Annotated in this window: 18 protein-coding genes; 10 read left to right on the top strand and 8 right to left on the bottom strand. The window is 36.5% G+C overall.

Annotation, left to right across the window (positions count from 1 at the left end; all coding sequences use genetic code 11):
- Positions 1-25 precede the first annotated feature (25 nt).
- On the top strand, positions 26-2,326 hold the full coding sequence (porZ, locus tag QCQ61_RS04210; protein WP_279449475.1) for a type IX secretion system anionic LPS delivery protein PorZ: 2,301 nt from the start codon (positions 26-28) through the stop codon (positions 2,324-2,326).
- Complete coding sequence (recO, locus tag QCQ61_RS04205) at positions 2,326-3,045, top strand: DNA repair protein RecO (protein ID WP_279449474.1); 720 nt, start codon at positions 2,326-2,328, stop codon at positions 3,043-3,045. Before porZ ends, recO begins: the two co-directional genes overlap by 1 nt.
- Before the next feature lie 22 nt (positions 3,046-3,067).
- Here the strand turns inward: recO and QCQ61_RS04200 are convergent, their stop codons facing one another.
- From QCQ61_RS04200 to QCQ61_RS04190, 3 genes are all read right to left on the bottom strand, one after another.
- Positions 3,068-3,709: a GNAT family N-acetyltransferase gene (locus tag QCQ61_RS04200; RefSeq protein ID WP_279449473.1), complete on the bottom strand. Its 642-nt coding sequence runs from the start codon at positions 3,707-3,709 to the stop codon at positions 3,068-3,070.
- 70 nt (positions 3,710-3,779) lie between these two features.
- A complete protein-coding gene (locus tag QCQ61_RS04195) occupies positions 3,780-4,475 on the bottom strand; it encodes a TVP38/TMEM64 family protein (protein ID WP_279449472.1) in 696 nt (231 codons plus the stop codon).
- An 83-nt stretch (positions 4,476-4,558) separates the two neighbouring features.
- The gene (locus QCQ61_RS04190) at positions 4,559-5,017 is read right to left on the bottom strand and encodes a Na(+)-translocating NADH-quinone reductase subunit F (protein WP_279449471.1); all 459 of its coding nucleotides are present in this window, start codon (positions 5,015-5,017) and stop codon (positions 4,559-4,561) included.
- 187 nt (positions 5,018-5,204) lie between these two features.
- Between QCQ61_RS04190 and QCQ61_RS04185 the strand changes: the two genes are divergently transcribed.
- On the top strand, positions 5,205-5,426 hold the full coding sequence (locus QCQ61_RS04185) for a PLD nuclease N-terminal domain-containing protein (protein ID WP_279449470.1): 222 nt from the start codon (positions 5,205-5,207) through the stop codon (positions 5,424-5,426).
- Between the two features lies 1 nt (position 5,427).
- Here QCQ61_RS04185 and QCQ61_RS04180 read toward each other — a convergent pair whose 3' ends face one another.
- Complete coding sequence (locus QCQ61_RS04180) at positions 5,428-6,996, bottom strand: serine hydrolase (protein ID WP_279449469.1); 1,569 nt, start codon at positions 6,994-6,996, stop codon at positions 5,428-5,430.
- A gap of 208 nt (positions 6,997-7,204) precedes the next feature.
- Here QCQ61_RS04180 and QCQ61_RS04175 point away from each other — a divergent pair, with 208 nt between their 5' ends.
- From QCQ61_RS04175 to QCQ61_RS04145, 7 genes are all read left to right on the top strand, one after another.
- On the top strand, positions 7,205-7,978 hold the full coding sequence (locus tag QCQ61_RS04175; protein WP_279449468.1) for a cation:proton antiporter regulatory subunit: 774 nt from the start codon (positions 7,205-7,207) through the stop codon (positions 7,976-7,978).
- Between the two features lie 233 nt (positions 7,979-8,211).
- Positions 8,212-9,024, top strand: a complete 813-nt coding sequence (locus QCQ61_RS04170) for an META domain-containing protein (RefSeq protein WP_279449466.1) — start codon at positions 8,212-8,214, stop codon at positions 9,022-9,024.
- 29 nt (positions 9,025-9,053) lie between these two features.
- Positions 9,054-9,470: a DUF2141 domain-containing protein gene (locus QCQ61_RS04165; RefSeq protein WP_279449465.1), complete on the top strand. Its 417-nt coding sequence runs from the start codon at positions 9,054-9,056 to the stop codon at positions 9,468-9,470.
- Between the two features lie 242 nt (positions 9,471-9,712).
- Positions 9,713-10,594: a DMT family transporter gene (locus tag QCQ61_RS04160; protein WP_279449464.1), complete on the top strand. Its 882-nt coding sequence runs from the start codon at positions 9,713-9,715 to the stop codon at positions 10,592-10,594.
- A gap of 49 nt (positions 10,595-10,643) precedes the next feature.
- Complete coding sequence (locus QCQ61_RS04155) at positions 10,644-11,750, top strand: mechanosensitive ion channel family protein (protein ID WP_279449463.1); 1,107 nt, start codon at positions 10,644-10,646, stop codon at positions 11,748-11,750.
- A 73-nt stretch (positions 11,751-11,823) separates the two neighbouring features.
- Entirely contained in the window at positions 11,824-12,720 is an 897-nt protein-coding gene (locus QCQ61_RS04150; RefSeq protein ID WP_279449462.1) for a LysR substrate-binding domain-containing protein, read from the top strand.
- Positions 12,721-12,794: 74 nt separating this feature from the next.
- Positions 12,795-13,736, top strand: a complete 942-nt coding sequence (locus QCQ61_RS04145) for a YeiH family protein (RefSeq protein ID WP_279449461.1) — start codon at positions 12,795-12,797, stop codon at positions 13,734-13,736.
- Between the two features lie 12 nt (positions 13,737-13,748).
- On the opposite strand, the gene QCQ61_RS04140 is transcribed toward QCQ61_RS04145, so the two are convergent.
- The 4 genes from QCQ61_RS04140 to QCQ61_RS04125 form a co-directional block, all read right to left on the bottom strand.
- The gene (locus QCQ61_RS04140; protein ID WP_279449460.1) at positions 13,749-15,137 is read right to left on the bottom strand and encodes an NAD(P)(+) transhydrogenase (Re/Si-specific) subunit beta; all 1,389 of its coding nucleotides are present in this window, start codon (positions 15,135-15,137) and stop codon (positions 13,749-13,751) included.
- 129 nt (positions 15,138-15,266) lie between these two features.
- Positions 15,267-15,608 carry an NAD(P) transhydrogenase subunit alpha part 2 gene (locus QCQ61_RS04135; protein ID WP_279449459.1) on the bottom strand — a complete coding sequence of 114 codons (342 nt, stop codon included), beginning with the start codon at positions 15,606-15,608 and terminating at the stop codon, positions 15,267-15,269.
- Positions 15,566-16,699, bottom strand: a complete 1,134-nt coding sequence (locus QCQ61_RS04130) for an NAD(P) transhydrogenase subunit alpha (RefSeq protein ID WP_279449458.1) — start codon at positions 16,697-16,699, stop codon at positions 15,566-15,568. Before QCQ61_RS04130 ends, QCQ61_RS04135 begins: the two co-directional genes overlap by 43 nt.
- A gap of 32 nt (positions 16,700-16,731) precedes the next feature.
- Positions 16,732-17,112, bottom strand: coding sequence for a hypothetical protein (locus tag QCQ61_RS04125; protein ID WP_279449456.1), 381 nt, complete (start codon positions 17,110-17,112; stop codon positions 16,732-16,734).
- Positions 17,113-17,130 lie beyond the last annotated feature (18 nt).

The raw sequence follows: 17,130 nt of genomic DNA, 5'->3' as shown, positions 1-17,130 counted from the left end.
TGTTAATATTCAAAACAGAATTTCTATGAAGCAGTGGACAATTGCTTTACTATTTATATTTCCCTTTCTGGCAAGCGCCCAGAATTTCGAAGATCGATGGACGGGTCATTTCTCTTATGTATCAATAAAAGATATTTCACAAGGCAACAATAAAATATATGTGGGAGCCGAAAATGCTGTGTTTTATTATGATATTTCAACTCAAAAAATTAAAACGCTCTCTACCGTAAACGGCCTCTCGGGAAATGCCATAACTACCATTTACTACAGCGAGGATTATAATTTGTTAATTATTGGGTATGAAGATGGCCTAATGGAAATAGTAAAAGACGGTGAAGAAAGAGTTTTAAAAGTGGTGGATATTTTAGAAAAACAAACTATTCCTCCCGACAGAAAGCGAATTAACAATTTTACCGAATTTAACGGCAAACTCTATATAGCCACACAATACGGTATTTCGGTTTATGATTTGGCCAGACTAGAATTTGGCGATACTTATTTTATTGGCGATGGCGGTGGCCAAATAGATATTGTACAAACGATAATAAAGGAACCCTATATTTTTGCGGCGAGCGCTACCGATGGAATGCGCAGAGCACTTGTAGCAGACGATAATTTAATCGACTTTGAAAACTGGACTACAATTATGGGCGGGGGCTACAGAGCAGCAGAAAAGCTTGGCAACGACCTATATGCTGCAAACCGCGCAAATACTATATTGCGTTTTACATCCAATGGCGCTACTACCGAAGTAAAAAATTTTTCGGCCCAAGTGCTTAAATTTCGACTGGCGGATAACCTATTAACTATAACTACCAATAATTCTGTACAAGCTTATTCCGAAGGATTTGTTGAAGCAGCAGCTGTAAACAATGTGCTTAATTACGATTTGGATTTGCTTTCTGGGTACGGGTTTGATGACAATTTTTACATAGGAACAAATGAAGACGGTTTGTTAATTGTTCCTTTTGGAAGTATGCAAGCCGACCAGATTTTGCCAAATGGTCCCGAACGTAACAGTCCGTATGCTATAGATGCTTCTCCCGGACAACTTTGGGTAAATTTTGGTGAAATAGACAAAGATTACAATCCATATCCACTTTCGCGCTATGGCATAAGTGTTTTAAAAGATACGCTTTGGAATAATATTTCATACGAAGATTTAAGTGCAGCTGTGGGAGCTGAACCAACAGATTTGGTAAATGTTACCATCAATCCAAAATTGCCAAATGAAGTTTATATGAGTTCATTTCAAAAAGGGCTTTTAAAAATTGTGGACGACACTCCCACAATCCTATACGATGAAACCAATAGCCCGTTAGACCGGATTATGATTGGTAACGACGATGCGGGAATTAGAATCTATGGGTCTGATTTTGACCCACAAGGGAATTTGTGGTTCGCGCAAACAAAAACAGACGAGGGCTTAATAAAATTAACCCCGGGCGGACAATTTCAAAAAGTTGACTTATCGAGCGTTATTACGAATGCCCTAAATGAATTGGCTATAACCCAATTAGATATAAGTAGAGAAAATTATGTATTTATGGGTAGTTATAGCAATGGTTTAATAGGGTATAATCCCACAACAAACCGACTTAATAAAATTGGCCAAGGCCCTGGCAATGGCAATTTACCTTCAGCTGCAGTAAGAACAATTGCCTTTGATGCTCAAAATAGACTTTGGATTGGAACCCTAAAAGGATTGCGCGTACTTTATAGTCCCGGTAGTTTTTTTGAAGAAGGTACTACTCCAGAATCACAAGCAATAATTATATTGGAAGATGGCGTAGCCCAAGAACTTTTATACGAACAAACAATTACCGATATTGAAGTAGATGGTTCTAATAACAAATGGATAGCTACAACCTCATCGGGAGTTTTTTACTTGTCGGCAAATGGGCAAGAAACCTTGCTACGTTTCACCAAAGATAATTCGCCATTACCGTCTAATACCGTTCAGGATATTGCTATCGATCCATTTACGGGCGTGGTTTATTTTGCCACCCTCAAAGGTCTTGTTGCTTATAAAGGAACCGCAACTGCTCCCGGTGACAATTTAGAAAACCTACACGCCTTTCCAAATCCTGTTCGACCCGGATTTAGCGGCAATGTTACTATAGACGGACTCACCGCCCAGGCGAATGTAAAAATTACCGATATTACCGGTAATCTTGTTTTTGAAGAAACTTCGGAAGGAGGAAGCGTACTTTGGGACACAACTGCTTTTGGAAAATATAAGGTGCGTTCGGGGGTGTATTTAGTACTCGTTACTACAGATGACAACACCGAAACCAAAGTTTCGAAAATAATGATAATCCGTTAATGGTAGTTGCTACCAAAGCCATCGTATTTTCGGCAATAAAGTATTCAGAGGCAGACCTTATTGTGTGCTGTTATACCGAAATTGCAGGTGTAAAAAGCTATTTGCTTCGCGGTATTTTAAAATCGAAAAGAGGAAAGCTCAAGGCCTCGTATTTTCAACCACTCACCCAACTCGAACTTATTGCAGACCATAAAAACAAAGGTACTTTAGAATATATAAAAGAAGCTAAAGTTGCTGTTCCGTACCAATCTTTACATACCGATATTGTGAAGTCTGGTCTGGTTATGTTTTTATCTGAAATGCTAAAAAATTGTATTCGTGAAGAAGAGCCAAATACAGCACTTTTTGCTTTTATGGAACGCGCTTTTCAATGGTTGGATGCAAATGAAGCCATTGCCAATTTTCATATATTCTTTTTAATGCAACTCAGTTTGTACCTAGGTTTTTTCCCGGATGCTTCTAATATTGAAGAAAAATACTTCAATATTATAGATGGAAATTTTCAAGCTACAGACACATCTAAATATTGTTTGGAAGGAACGCAAATTGAAAATTTTAAACTGTTTTTTAACTTAGATTACAACACTTTACATACAGTAAAACTCTCAAAAAAACAGCGAAAGGAATTGTTGGATTTGCTTTTAGCGTATTATAGTTTTCACGTTCAAGGGTATCAAAAACCGAAATCATTGGCAGTACTTAACCAGTTGTTTTCGTAATTCAATTTTATTAAAACTTCACTTATAATGGGCGCTGTAAATGTTCGTAAACATTGCTGCCAAGTTGTTTTTTGCCTACACTTTTAAACCCCAAAGCTAGATAAAGTTTTTTGGCATTTGGATTCTTAAAATCTACCAGCAATCCTATTTTTTCGTGTCCTTCAAATTTAGCTTTCTGTATTGCCGCTGCCAATAATTTTTTGCCAATTCCTTTCCCTTGATGGTTTGGCGATACGCTTACCGTATCTATATAAACTTCTCCGGGAATGGTTTCGTCTTCAATTTTTAAGTCGGTTACATTGTACTTATCGGCTATATACGCCATAAAAGGAACTCTGTATTTAGGCAATAACGCGCCATTATAGCACGTAATGGAACCCATTATAATATTTTCTTCGGCATATACCAAAGTATGTTCAAAACTGTACTGATTGGCAGGTTGCTGAAAAAAATATTCAAATAGGGGAACTGCTTTTTCAGGAGAATTTGTATTGGCAAAAGTACACGCCAAATCTTCCATCGCTTGCACAATTAACGGTGCTACTTGTTTGTAATCTTCGGCTCGAGCCGGGCGTATATTATAATGCAAGCTAGTATCCATAGAGGAAAAATAATGAATCAATAAGTGATTTAAAAGTTTGTAAGAAGCAATTGAAATCTTCAAAAGTTAGCTGTAATCCAACTTTTTATTTAAAATCTCGAAACAATTAATTGGTTTGCAAAAATAGAAAATTTCAATTTGTTGTTTTTCGCTTTTTATCCCACCAAATATAAATTATAAAAAGTATTAAACTTCCTATTGAAGCCCACAACAAGCCAGATTTTAAAGTATTTATATTTTTTCCTACAATAGCAATTAATATTGTTAGGGGCGTAATTCCCAGCAAGGTTGCTGTTATAAATCGCCAATAATTCATTTTTAATACGCCGGCTACAAAGCTAATGGCATCGTTAGAGAGAAAAGGATTTACACGAGTAATTACAACGGCCCAAAACCCATATTCTTTTAAAAAAGAACTTACTTTTTTCATGGTCGTATTTCCTAAAAGATTCACTATAATTTGCGTTCCTACATATTTACCAATTAAATATCCTACGGATGAAGCCGAGAATACGGCAATTAAAATTAGTAAGCTTCCCCAAATAGGTCCGTAGGCCAAAATAGTAACAATCATTAGCAAAATGGTGGGAATGACTATCAAAAACATTTGTGCAATCATTGCTAAAACAAGCACAAGTGGTCCAAACCAACCAAAGCCTTCAACCCACTTTTGAATGCGGGCTTCGTCATCGCTTGTAAGTACATTCCAAGCTTGGGTAAAAAATTGTTTTACTTCCGGTATTGTAAAATAACAAACCACTAATATGGCAATAAAAATAAGTGAAAGATAGAGCGGCAGCCTTTTTGTCGCTTTACGTGTATTGGTCATAGTTACTTAAATGGAATCTTAAAGTTGTGAAGTTTATTATCACTTTTTTATAAAATAGGGCTCATTTTTTTAAGTGCAATAATTTAAACCCGCGCAAGCTGTTTGCTTATAGTATTTGGCTTTTCCGTAATAAATAATGAAGAATAATCCATCACGTTTTGTACGTTATCTAGCTTACACAAATACGCGGTAGCAGCCGAAAGACCCTTTAATAAAGTGTCTTTTGAAGTGGGATTTTTGGGCTTACTGTTTCTATAATTTAAAGGAAGTGTATAGCCGCAGCCCTTTAAAAACTCTGCTTCAATATTTAAAAGTTCTAAAGGAGAGTACCCGTAAAATTTTCGCCCTAATTTTTCATGTACCAAACCAACATAATTTAATTGCAACGATCCATGCGCGTCGCTGAGGTGCTTCCAGCTATCGGTATTATTACAAATATTACCCACTGCACAGTGCATACAGCATTCTGGATTTAGCATATTTTCATGAAACGCAACATAGAGTTTAGTTAGAGCATTGTCTAATCTTTTTGTAGTTTTCATAATTTCGACTTTATGTGTTATGAAATTAAGGAATATCTGTAAAACAGGCCACCAATTTTAGATATCTTTATGATGACGGCAGTAATGCGGAAATTTTAAAAGCAAGAAAATAATTAAATGTTATATATTTACAATCAATGATTTAGCTATTTAGATCGCTTTAAATAATATTTAATTGAGAATTTAAATGATATTTCTTTCCACCATAGGCGTTTGGCAGATTGTACTAATAATTGTAATATTGATTATTACTGTACTGCCTATATTGGCTTTGATAAACATATTACAAAATGAATTTACATCCCAAAATAAATTAATTTGGGTATTGGTCGTATTATTTCTTCCGCTGTTTGGATCTGTTCTTTACTTCGCCTTAGGAAACGAGCACAAGTTGAAAAAACGGTCCTAATCTATTTTATCCGGGTAAACTCCAAGTCCTGATAGTCATAACTAAAATCGGTAAGTGGCGAAATGGCGCTGAGGGTAAATCCATTTGCTTTACCTTCAGTATTAAAAGTAAAATTTAAAAAAGCATCGGCTTTTAGCGCGGGATCATCCCAACGAACCACGTATGTAGTTCCTTTATAAAAAATCATTTCACCTTTTAAATCCAATGCCTTTTCTGCGCTAAAGCGTAGTGTACCATTCTGGTCGCTGATCTGTACGCCGCCAAACCACGGATCTTTATACGTGCCTACAATGTTTTTAGTGCTGGGTTTTGGTGTTTTGCTATTTAAGGAAGCTTTTATATCTGCAGCTACTTGCTTGGTAATGCTGTCTTCCCTGCGTTCGCCAGCCAAGCGTCGTTCGTTATATTGCTCAATCCTATCCTTGTTTTTAATATTAAAATAGCCGTCTTTTATTGAGTTGGTAATAGCTCTAAAAGCCGCACCACTTTGTTGGTTGGTAAGAACAATTATGCCTAAATTTAATTCGGGAAGCAGTGTTACTTGGCTTACAATTCCAAGTAGGCCTCCTGTATGCGTAACTTGAAAGTAGCCATTAACATCACTTAAAAACCAACCCAACCCATAAGCCGTAAAATGTGTATTATACGCTCCTCTCCCGCCTCGTACAATAGTTTGGGGCGTCCACATTTCGTTGTGTACTTTTTTGCTGAAAAGACTTTTTTGAAGTTCTTCGCCGTATTTTCCCTCGTTCAGTTGTGCCTGCACCCAAGTACACATATCGTTAATTGAAGCATAGATTCCGGCCGCTGGAGTAGCAATTTGCGTAAAGGTATCGGCTGTTAATTCCAGTTTTCCATTTACCGGGGCGTGGCCGTCTATTCTATTGTCGTCTGCTTTAATTTTTGGAATTGAAAGAAACGAACGCTCCATTTTCAAGGGTTTAAAAAAGTTTTCAGAAATATAGTCGTCATAACCTTTTCCAGAAATTCTTGCAACTATTTCGCCAGCTACAATATACAGTAAGTTGTCATAATCGTATTTGCTTCTAAAGGAAGAAACTGGCTTTAAATACCGCAAATTATGAATCATTTCATCTTTCGTAGTTGTGTTTGAAGCTGGAAAAACCATTAAGTCTCCAGCGCCCAAACCTAGCCCGCTGCGGTGGGTTACAAGATCGCGAACGGTAAATTGGTCGGTTACATATGCGTCGTACAATTTAAACTCAGGAATAATATCGGTTACTTTGGTGTCCCATGAAAGTTTTTCCGCATCAACTAGTTTTCCCAAGGCGGCGGTGGTAAAAGCTTTTGTATTTGATGCCACGCCAAAAAGAGTGTTTTCGTTTACTTCGGCATTGGTTTTTAACGAACGCACGCCGTAGGTATTTTTATGATATATTTTTCCATCCTTTATAACAGCAACCGCCATTCCGGGAACATCAAACGTTTTCATGGTTTTTTGTACCAAACTGTCAATTTGCGAGCTACTAAGTGCCTGTGCATTTATGAGTGAAGTAATGCCGAAAAACATAACGGTTAAGGCAATGGTTTTTTGAAAAAAGGTTTTCATACTTCTATTTTAATGTGTTGAAATTTAAAATTTATTAGCGCGTTCAAGTTATAAATTTTTGTAGTGTTAATTATAATATCAGGTCTAAAATCACTTCTACTTTTTAAAAATTTGCGATATATTTAAACCGATACCTTAAAAAACTTTACATTAATATTTTTATAAAGAATTGCTGAGGGCGCCTATTTCTTCTTAATTTTGAAACTATATGATTGCAGCAATAACATTATTTTTGGTCGTGGCCCTTTCAGCTTTAATTACAAAAATTGCAACTATTGCATTAATCCACACGGGTCTTTCTACTCAAAGCGCGCGGTTTCAAGCGCGTTCGGCTTATACTGGCGCGGGATTTACCACTTCAGAATCCGAAAAAATTATGAACCATCCTGTTCGTAGAAAAATCATTTTCAATTTAATGTTAATTGGTAATGCGGGAATTGTTACAGTTATGTCGTCTCTTATATTAACTTTTGTCTTACCCGATACATTAACTTCAAAATTATATGGGTTGGCAATTGTTGTTTTGGGGTTAAGCCTTATTTGGTGGGCCATTAAAAGCGAATGGGTAGATCGAGTTCTTTCAAAGATTATAAATAGAATGCTAAAAAAATACACCGATTTAGATATACTCGATTACGCAGCAGTACTTCACTTAAAAGACGATTATAAAATTAGTGAACGCAAAGTTGCCGAAGACAGTTGGATGGCAAATAAAACGCTCATGGAACTGGATTTAAGGCATGAAGGCATAACGGTTTTAGGAATTTATCGAGCCGATTGCGATTATATTGGGTCGCCAACGGGGAGTTTTGAAATATTACCCCGCGATGTGTTAACTATTTATGGCAAGGCTGAGGTGATAAAAAATTTGTATTCCCGAAAAAGGGATTTTGTGGCATCTATGGCCCATAAAGAATATGTGGCAAAAGAAAATAAACGAATTGAAAAACAAAGTGCAGATCGGAACCAAGCCAATAATTAAAGGTCTTTTACCAACGTTCGTACACGCCGTGCTTTGTAAATAATTCCTAAAAAATTAAAGTATTCAATCTTTTTAAAATTACGGTACGCTTTATGTAAATCTTCGCTGTATTAATAAATCCTTCACTTTAATTTAGCTTTTTAGTGGGATTTATTCTAACGCATAAATAGTAGATTGCAATAAATATACTTCGGTAACGATAAAGACGAACTTTAATAATAAAAAGAAAAAATATGAAATTTCAATTTTTAGCAATTGTGCTCGCATCCTTTAGCTTATTTAGTTGCGGTACAACCCAAAACAATGCAATGATCAATACAACAGAATCCACTTCAGAAAATACAATTACAGAAACGCATTGGGTACTAGAAACGCTTGGAGGCGAGAAAATTGATGCTTTTAAATATGGCAACCCAATAGGTTTTAAGCTAAACGACAAAGAAAATAGAATTAATGGTTTTTCAGGCTGCAATAGTTTTTTTGGAAATTATAGCTTGGAAGCCGGCAATAGAATTAGTTTTTCGTCTTTGGGAGCAACAAAAATGGCATGTTTAACCCTTGCTTTTAACGAAGCCGATTTACTGGAAGTATTTAATCTAGCCGATAACTATAGTATTTCTGGCGACAAACTTTCGCTAAACGTTGGAAAAAGAGCTCCACTGGCCGTATTTAAAAAAGCAACGGAAACGGAACCAATAACTGAAAAATACTGGAAATTAAAAACATTGGAAGGGCAGGAAGTAAAAATGGCTAAAAACCAGGAAAAGGAAATTTACTTTATGCTGAAAACCGACGATAATAAAGTAGTTGGATTTGCCGGTTGCAATACCTTTTCGGGAAACTATACCTTGCAAGAAGGTAATCGGATTCAGTTTTCGCAAATGGCAACTACAATGATGGCTTGTCCAGATTTAGATATAAATGAAGCCGAATTTTTAAAAGTGTTTGAGCTGGCAGATAACTTCACTATTCAGGATGATGTGCTGTCGCTTAATGTAGGTCGCAGAGCACCCTTGGCGGTATTTGAAGCGGTTTATTTCAACTAAAACATAAAGATTAATTAAAACTTTATTCTGTGACGTATTTATTACTTTATTTTTATGTATTCTTTATTGGTACCATTAATGAAACCAACACTTTAACGATTCATATTACCAATATTGAAAACGTTGAAGGAACTTTAGAAGTAGCAATATTTAATTCTGATGAGCGATTTTTAGAAGAAGGTCAAGCGCTAAAAACTATTTCGGTTAAAGTAAAAGCAAATGCTCAGACTGTAGTATTTAAAGATTTGCCTTCAGGAAATTATGCTGTTTCTATGTACCATGACGAAAATTCAGACGGCGATTTTAATCGAAATTTCATGGGTATTCCTAAGGAGCCTTATGGATTTTCAAACAATTTTCATCCAAAGTTTTCGGCACCTAAATTTGAGGATTGCCAATTTTATTTAGATGCAGATCACACTATAGAAATAGCCTTAAAGGGATAATATTGCATTAACTGTAAAACCACTATTACAAAATTTGTTTGCTACTTATGAAGCGAACGCAATAAACAAATTTATTGTTGCCAGATTGCCATAGGAAAGCATTTTTTTCTAAAAGCAGTCTGGCATTTTAGTTCTTATGAATAATTTTTTTAGCACGAGAATAAAAGTTTTTTGACAGCGGTTCGAGAAATAAAACCCATAAATTTGCACCTTTATTTTTCAGTAGAAAAAATTAATTGGGAATGGGAAAAATTATAGATAATAAGTGGTTCTTACTTATTATTATTGCGGTTACTTGGGGCAGTTCTTTTATACTGATAAAAAAATCACTACTAGTTTTTTCACCCTTTCAGATTGGTGCTTTTCGAGTTGCCATTTCAGGAATTTTATTAGCGTTAATTGGGTTACCGGCACTTAGAAAAATGCCCTCTAAAACGTTGTTTTGGATTGCACTCACAGGTTTTTTTGGCAACTTTATCCCGATGTATCTTTTCCCAATAGCACAAACACGTGTAAGCAGTGCACTAGCGGGCATTTTAGATTCGCTGGTACCAGTTTTTGTATTGGTCTTCGGGTTTTTCTTATTTGGAATTAAAAGTAAATGGCTTCAAATTTTGGGGGCGCTAATTGGGTTTGTCGGCGCAGGTATATTAATGTATTTTTCCGAAACAACTTCCGAAGAATCAAAACTTGGATACGCGCTTTTAGTAGTATTGGCAACAGCTTGCTATGCCGTAGCAGCACTTATTATAAAAGCCAAATTACAGCATATTCCTTCAATGAAACTTTCGGGTGCCGTTTTTACAATTTGGATGGTTCCGTCGTTATTAATATTAATTTTTAGTGGCTTTTTTTCCGATTTTCAGCCAAATACTGAAACATGGGAAGCATTAGGTTATCTGAGTATTTTGACGATTTTGGGAACTACGATTGCAATAATTCTGTACTATAAATTAATTCAGAATACATCGCCTGTTTTTGCGAGTACAGTAACTTATTTATTGCCGTTGGTTGCAGTAGTTTGGGGATTATTAGACGGAGAAAAATTTAGTTTATGGTATGTAATCGGCGGATTACTTATCTTGTGGGGAATATATTTAATTCGTGAAAAGAAGAAAATATAATAGCGGAAACGCAATAAAAAGAAATTAAGCTTATACTAATAAATGTTTTATGATAGATTTTTTTGAAACATACAAAACGGAACTGCTATACTCCGTTCTAATATTAGTAGGGGTTGTGGCGCTAACGTTTATTACAAATATTATTCATAAAGCAATGGTTCAACGAGGGTTGAAACGAACGGAAGGAACTGAGCCAACTGCAATAAATTTAATAAAACGAATATTAAATTCACTTTGGCTTGTCATGGGAATTATGGGCCTTATCTTTTTATTTTTTACAGATGCTTATGAAAAACTAAAACACGAATTCCAAGTGTTCGTGTATTTGGGAATAGTGGCGGTAATAACTATTGTTATTGCTTCTTCCGTAAACATTTGGTTCAGAAAAAGCATAAAGCGAAAAATACTCGCCAATGAAGATCCTACCGCTTTTAAATTTTTGCGTTATATAGCCGTTTTTGCTGTATATACGGTAGGTGTATTAATAGCGCTTCTCGCGTTCCCATCGTTAAAGGGTGTGGCGCAAACAGCACTTGGCGGCGCTGGAGTTATTGCTTTAATTGCTGGAGTGGCATCGCAGGAGGCCTTGGCTAACTTAGTGGGCGGGGTTTTTATAATTTCCTTTAAACCCTTCAAAATTGGCGACATTATAAAACTTTCTGACGATATGGTTGGCACTGTGGTAGATATTACCTTAAGACATACAATTATTCGCAATTTTGAAAATAAAATGATTGTTGTTCCCAATGCAATTATCAATAAAGAAAAACTAATTAATTATAATCTTGGCGATGTAAAAATTTGCGAGCGAATTGAGTTTCAAATTTCGTATGAAAGCAACATTCTATTGGCGAAGCAAATTATGAAACAAGTTTGTGAAGCACATCCGCTTATAATAGATAACCGTTCGGCTGTAGATATCTTAAATGGCAGTGATGTGGTGCGAACGGCGCTGGTATCTATCAATGATTCTACAATTACGGTGCGCGCTTGGTGTTGGGCACGAAATTATGACGATGCCTTTAACATGCGATGCGATATTTTAGAAAGTGTTAAAAAACGCTTTGAAGCCGAAGGAATAGATCTAGCATATCCGCATAGAACGCTTGTTTTTAAAGATGAAAATATTTTTAAAAATAGCGCAGAAAACAATTGATGTTTTATAGTTTAGAAGTTTAATTACTGAATTTACCAAATAGATTTATAGTAAAACTGCATAATAATTAACCATGGATTTTAGGCTGAAAGTATTTAAAATGGTGGCAGAGCAATTGAGTTTTACAAAAGCTTCAAAATTGCTATTTATATCGCAGCCCGCTGTTACAAAACATATTAATGAGCTTGAAAAACAATACGGTAAACCCCTGTTTAATCGTCATGGAAATTCAATAACACTTACTGCAGATGGTGAAATATTATTAGATTATGCTTCAAAAATAATTGAGCTGTACATCAAATTGGAGCAAGAACTTATAGATAGTCAAAAAGAACTTCCGAAAAAAATAAGCCTTGCAGCCAGCACTACTATTGCGCAATATATTTTACCTTCATTATTATCGAAATTTAAGTCGGTTTATCCGCATACGGCCATAAGCCTTATAAACCAAAATTCAGAAAGGATAGAAGCATTAGTGCTTCAAAAAAAGACCGACCTCGGTCTTTCCGAAGGAACCACCCATAATCCAACATTACATTACGAGGCTTTTATAAAAGATGAAATTGTGCTCGCCACCCGCATTGCGAATACAAATTTAAAAAGTGATGATATAAGCTTGGAGGAACTAGCTAGATTGCCCATAGTAATTCGCGAATCGGGTTCAGGCACTTTAAATATTATTGAAAATGCTTTAAAAGAAAAAGGGTTACGTTTTCAAAAAATGAACATCCAAATACAGCTGGGAAGTACAGAAAGCATAAAAAATTATCTACAATCGTCTAATGCGTATGCGTTTCTTTCCATACATTCCATAGCCAAAGAACTTAAAAACCACAGTTTTAAAATTGTTGACGTTAAAGCCTTGCGTATTGAGCGCACATTTCAGTTTGTTAGTCTTCACGGAGATTACGATAAAACTGCCGAACGTTTAAAAAATTTCTTTATCACCCATTATAACTTAATGGAATAGCGCATAACAAATTGGAATGAAAAATATACGTTAAAACATCGGAAATTTGCAGTGTAAAATTAAAACACATCACGATGAAAAATAGCCAGAACGATAAAAGTACAATCATAAAAGTAGTTTTTATAATTGTAATGGTACTCTGCGTTTTGGGATATGTAAGCAGTCCGGTAGCATTAGTAGGTGGATTTCTCTTTTCATATTTTTTGGGCCATCCATTTTTGGCGCTCAATAGCAAAGCAGTTAATTGGCTTTTAAAAATTGCCGTAGTTGGTCTCGGATTTGGAATGAATTTGGTTGAAACTGTTAATGCCGGAAAAGAAGGATTTATACTAACCATTTTCTCAATAGCGGCAACATTAATCTTAGGCTACTTTATAGGAAAACTATTAAAAATGGATAGAAAAGGGAGCCATCTTATTAGCTCTGGAACCGCCATTTGTGGTGGAAGTGCAATTGCGGCGGTTGCGCCCGTAATAAATGCTTCGGAAAAAGATATTTCTATTTCCCTTGGCGTTATTTTTCTATTAAACTCTATTGCGCTAATTGTTTTTCCGCCCTTGGGACATTTGCTTGGGCTTAGCCAGCACGAGTTCGGATTGTGGTGTGCTATTGCCATTCACGATACTAGCTCGGTTGTGGGTGCTGCATATACTTTTGGGGAAGAGGCCCTAAAAGTAGCTACTACCGTAAAGCTGGCAAGGGCGTTGTGGATTATTCCCCTGTCAATTCTTTCGGTATTTTTATTTAAGGGAAAAGGGAAAAGTGTAAAAATCCCTTACTTTATCTTCCTGTTTATTCTGGCTATTATTATGAACAGTTATTTGGCAATTCCCGAAATTTTAACCAACGGAATCACAAGTATTTCAAAGTCATTATTGGTGCTTACTCTTTTCTTAATAGGCGCCGGTCTTTCGGTAGATAAAATTAAAACTGCCGGTTTTAAACCAATGATACTTGGCGTGTCGTTGTGGGTTTTTATTTCTGTAGCCGCAATTTTTGCAATATTGGCCTTTTAAGAGTGAAGTTGTTTAAATTAACTTTAACTGATTTAAAATTTCCTGTAAAGAAACCTTTGCATCGCCAAAAAGAATGCTACAATTGTCTAAGCCAAAAAGATCGTTTTGTACACCCGCATACCCTTTGCCCATACTGCGTTTCATTACAATTACCTGTTTGCTTTCGTGGGCTCTAATAATAGGCATTCCGTACACTGGGCTGTCGGGATTATTTTCGGCAGCTGGATTAACAACATCATTGGCTCCTATTACCAAAACAGTATCGTATTGAGCCATATTTTCATTGCCTTCGTCCATTTCCTTTAAGTGTGAGTAGGCTACATTGGCTTCAGCCAGTAACACGTTCATATGCCCAGGCATTCGGCCTGCAACGGGATGGATAATATAATCTACTTGCGTATTGCGTTTCTCTAAAAGCAGTTGTAATTGCCCACACATATGTTGTGCTTGGGCAACAGCAAGCCCATATCCGGGAATTATTGCCACTTTTTGGGCAAATGATAGAGACATGGCTGTTTCAGAAATACTTATTTCTTTTATTTCTTGCTCTTCTTCCACCGCGCCATTTGTACTCTTTTTAAACGTTCCGGCAAGTACTTTTAACAAGGAACGGTTCATTGCTTTACACATTAAAAGTGTGAGCAAAATACCGGCCGCACCCACAAAAATACCACCAGCTATCATTACCTTATTTCCGTAAACAAAACCTGCAAATGCAGTGGCAATACCTGTAATACTATTTAAAAGTGAAATTACAACTGGCATATCTGCGCCGCCAATTGGCAGTACGAAAAGCACACCGTAAACCATTGCTACGGCTGCCAAAATATACATAAAAGCGGTAAAGCCAATGGGTATAATGCCAATAAAATAAAGTACGGGCAATAGTAACATTGACCCTAAAAGTATACGCGCCGAAAAAATTACGGCTTTAGTGCGTCTATCTTTTACTTTGCCGGCTAATTTCCGTTCTGCAATTATACTTCCAGTTAACGCTACTGCGCCAGTAATTAAACCTGCGATAAGTAATATTTTATTTCCTAAAATGGCTGTTGAAACATCCATCTGATTGGCTTCTACCAATCCTAAAAGCATCGCACATCCACCCCCTGTAGCATTAAACAACGACACTAATTGCGGCATGCCGGTCATTTCAACTTTGTCTGAAAGCCTTTTGCCAATTACGGTTCCCACGGCAATTGCCAAACACATAATTACCAAGTTAGTATACGGAACAACAGCTGTTAGCGCGGCAATAAAGGTTAGTACCACGGCAAGTACCATTCCCATTGCAGCTATGGCGTTTCCCGTTTTTGCATTTTTCGGAGAACTCATAAATTTTAATCCCCCCAAAAAGGAAAGCGTGGCAATTAAATAACCTATTTCGATGATTGCGTGCATGGCTTTTTTATTCTGAAATTATTCTTAGAAAAAATATGATAAAAGAAAAGACGTAAAACAAAATACAAATTTTAGTTGCTGGAAACCGAATGTTTTACGTCTTTATAATTGAATTAATTAGATGAGGAATTATTTTTTTGGATTGAACATTTTAAGCATTCGCCCAGTAACAAAAAATCCACCTGAAATATTAAGGGTGCCGAGAAAAACTGCAATTCCACCTAAGGTCAGGTTTAGGTAATCGTCTGCAGGCACGCGGAGCATTACAATAATAGCTCCTACCAAAATAACTCCACTAATAGCGTTTGCACCACTCATTAGAGGGGTGTGCAAGATGGCGGGAACATTTGCAATAACTTCTATACCAATAAAGACACAGAAAATAACAAAATAAATTTCTTGAATGTGTTGATTTATAAAATCCATACTTAAACTGTTTGTAGTTGTTTGGTGAAATGTGGGTGTGTCCATTCGCCTTTGTTTAGTATTTGCGAAGCGGATAATAACGGATCGTTTTCTACGCTCTCGGCTTTCTGTTTGTATTTCAGAAACGAGAAATAGTTATTTGAAAGCAATTTTGATGCTGCCGCAGGAATTTCGGCAGAAAGACTTGAGTTTCCGAGAATGGTAACGCCTTTGTGTTTTATACTTTCTTTGTTTTTTGAAAGTTCGCAATTTCCGCCCTGTTCGGCTGCTAAATCTACAATTACACTACCTGGCTGCATAGCTTCTACCGAGCGTGTTTCAATAAGTAAAGGCGCTTTTCTTCCAGGAATATTTGCCGTACTAATAACAATATTGGCAGACAGAATATGATTGTGAATTAATTCCTTTTGCTTTTTTTGATATTCTTCGCTTTGCTCTACGGCATACCCACCTGCGGTTGAGGATTCGGTATAACCTTCTACTTCAATAAACGTTGCGCCTAGGCTCCGAACTTCTTCACCAGCAGATTTACGAACGTCAAAGGCTTCAACTACAGCACCCAAACGACGCGCTGTGGCAATGGCTTGCAACCCTGCAACTCCAGCGCCGAGCACTAAAATTTTAGCAGGTGTAAGGGTTCCTGCCGCTGTTGTAAACATAGGAAAAACACCATTATAAATTTCTGAAGCTTTAATAACGGCTCGGTAACCGGCCAATGAGGCCATGGAGGAGAGCACGTCCATAGATTGCGCTAAAGTAGTTCGTGGCAGAAGATCTAAACTATAAACCGTAGCGTTTTTTTCTTTATAAATAGCGAATTTTGAATCATGAAAGAGGGGGTTGAAAATACCAATGAAGCAACAACCCCCCTTCATTTCCACTTCGCTAAAAGTATGACTTATGGATACAATGGTATCCGAATTTTTAAAAATTGATTCGCGAGATTGGCAGGATGCACCGGCCTGCACGTATGCGTCGTCTTCAATTTCTAGCGAACTGCCGAGCCCTGACTCAAAAAGTATATTGAGCTTTAACTCCCCGGTAAGTCGTTTAACTTCTTTGGGCAACAAACAAACCCGCGGATCGTTTGGGGTTTTAAGGATTCCTATTGTTTTGGGCTGCGGCTGTTCGCTCATATATTATTATTAAATTTTTTACTTTAAAATTATTATTTACTCAGAACGTTGAAATATTCCTCTTTAACGTCTCTATATCGCTTAAGGTGGGCAGAATATGTTTTTCTAAATTTTTCGTGTTCGGCAACATAAAACATGTCGCAATCTACATCTTCGCATTCTGCAGCTTTTGGCAATCCTTCTTTATAATTTAAAAAGGCGTCTATAGCAGCCGTATTCACTTCTTTTTCTAGCTTTAATTTATCGAGTACTGTTTGCGATTTAAATGCACCCGAAAGTTCTTTTGTACCTAGATTTAACAGGTTGCTTATCTCTTTCTCGATATATCTGAGATGCTCAATCCAGTTGTCCAATTCAATAAAATTGTTTTTAAAGGCTATGGCTTCTGGTGAATCGTGATCGTAAATTTGCATAATGTTAAATTAAATTTA

The sequence above is a fragment of the Aequorivita marisscotiae genome, assembly GCF_029814825.1.
GTDB lineage: Bacteria > Bacteroidota > Bacteroidia > Flavobacteriales > Flavobacteriaceae > Aequorivita > Aequorivita marisscotiae.
This window is presented reverse-complemented; position numbering and strand designations above follow the sequence as displayed.

What these genes read in the sequence shown, in the direction of transcription:
- porZ (WP_279449475.1), top strand. Translation starts at nt 26, where the DNA reads ATGAAGCAGTGGACAATTGCTTTACTATTTATATTTCCCTTTCTGGCA.
- recO (WP_279449474.1), top strand. Translation starts at nt 2,326, where the DNA reads ATGGTAGTTGCTACCAAAGCCATCGTATTTTCGGCAATAAAGTATTCA.
- QCQ61_RS04195 (WP_279449472.1), bottom strand. Translation starts at nt 4,475, where the DNA reads ATGACCAATACACGTAAAGCGACAAAAAGGCTGCCGCTCTATCTTTCA.
- QCQ61_RS04190 (WP_279449471.1), bottom strand. Translation starts at nt 5,017, where the DNA reads ATGAAAACTACAAAAAGATTAGACAATGCTCTAACTAAACTCTATGTT.
- QCQ61_RS04185 (WP_279449470.1), top strand. Translation starts at nt 5,205, where the DNA reads ATGATATTTCTTTCCACCATAGGCGTTTGGCAGATTGTACTAATAATT.
- QCQ61_RS04180 (WP_279449469.1), bottom strand. Translation starts at nt 6,996, where the DNA reads ATGAAAACCTTTTTTCAAAAAACCATTGCCTTAACCGTTATGTTTTTC.
- QCQ61_RS04175 (WP_279449468.1), top strand. Translation starts at nt 7,205, where the DNA reads ATGATTGCAGCAATAACATTATTTTTGGTCGTGGCCCTTTCAGCTTTA.
- QCQ61_RS04170 (WP_279449466.1), top strand. Translation starts at nt 8,212, where the DNA reads ATGAAATTTCAATTTTTAGCAATTGTGCTCGCATCCTTTAGCTTATTT.
- QCQ61_RS04160 (WP_279449464.1), top strand. Translation starts at nt 9,713, where the DNA reads ATGGGAAAAATTATAGATAATAAGTGGTTCTTACTTATTATTATTGCG.
- QCQ61_RS04155 (WP_279449463.1), top strand. Translation starts at nt 10,644, where the DNA reads ATGATAGATTTTTTTGAAACATACAAAACGGAACTGCTATACTCCGTT.
- QCQ61_RS04150 (WP_279449462.1), top strand. Translation starts at nt 11,824, where the DNA reads ATGGATTTTAGGCTGAAAGTATTTAAAATGGTGGCAGAGCAATTGAGT.
- QCQ61_RS04145 (WP_279449461.1), top strand. Translation starts at nt 12,795, where the DNA reads ATGAAAAATAGCCAGAACGATAAAAGTACAATCATAAAAGTAGTTTTT.
- QCQ61_RS04140 (WP_279449460.1), bottom strand. Translation starts at nt 15,137, where the DNA reads ATGCACGCAATCATCGAAATAGGTTATTTAATTGCCACGCTTTCCTTT.
- QCQ61_RS04135 (WP_279449459.1), bottom strand. Translation starts at nt 15,608, where the DNA reads ATGGACACACCCACATTTCACCAAACAACTACAAACAGTTTAAGTATG.
- QCQ61_RS04130 (WP_279449458.1), bottom strand. Translation starts at nt 16,699, where the DNA reads ATGAGCGAACAGCCGCAGCCCAAAACAATAGGAATCCTTAAAACCCCA.
- QCQ61_RS04125 (WP_279449456.1), bottom strand. Translation starts at nt 17,112, where the DNA reads ATGCAAATTTACGATCACGATTCACCAGAAGCCATAGCCTTTAAAAAC.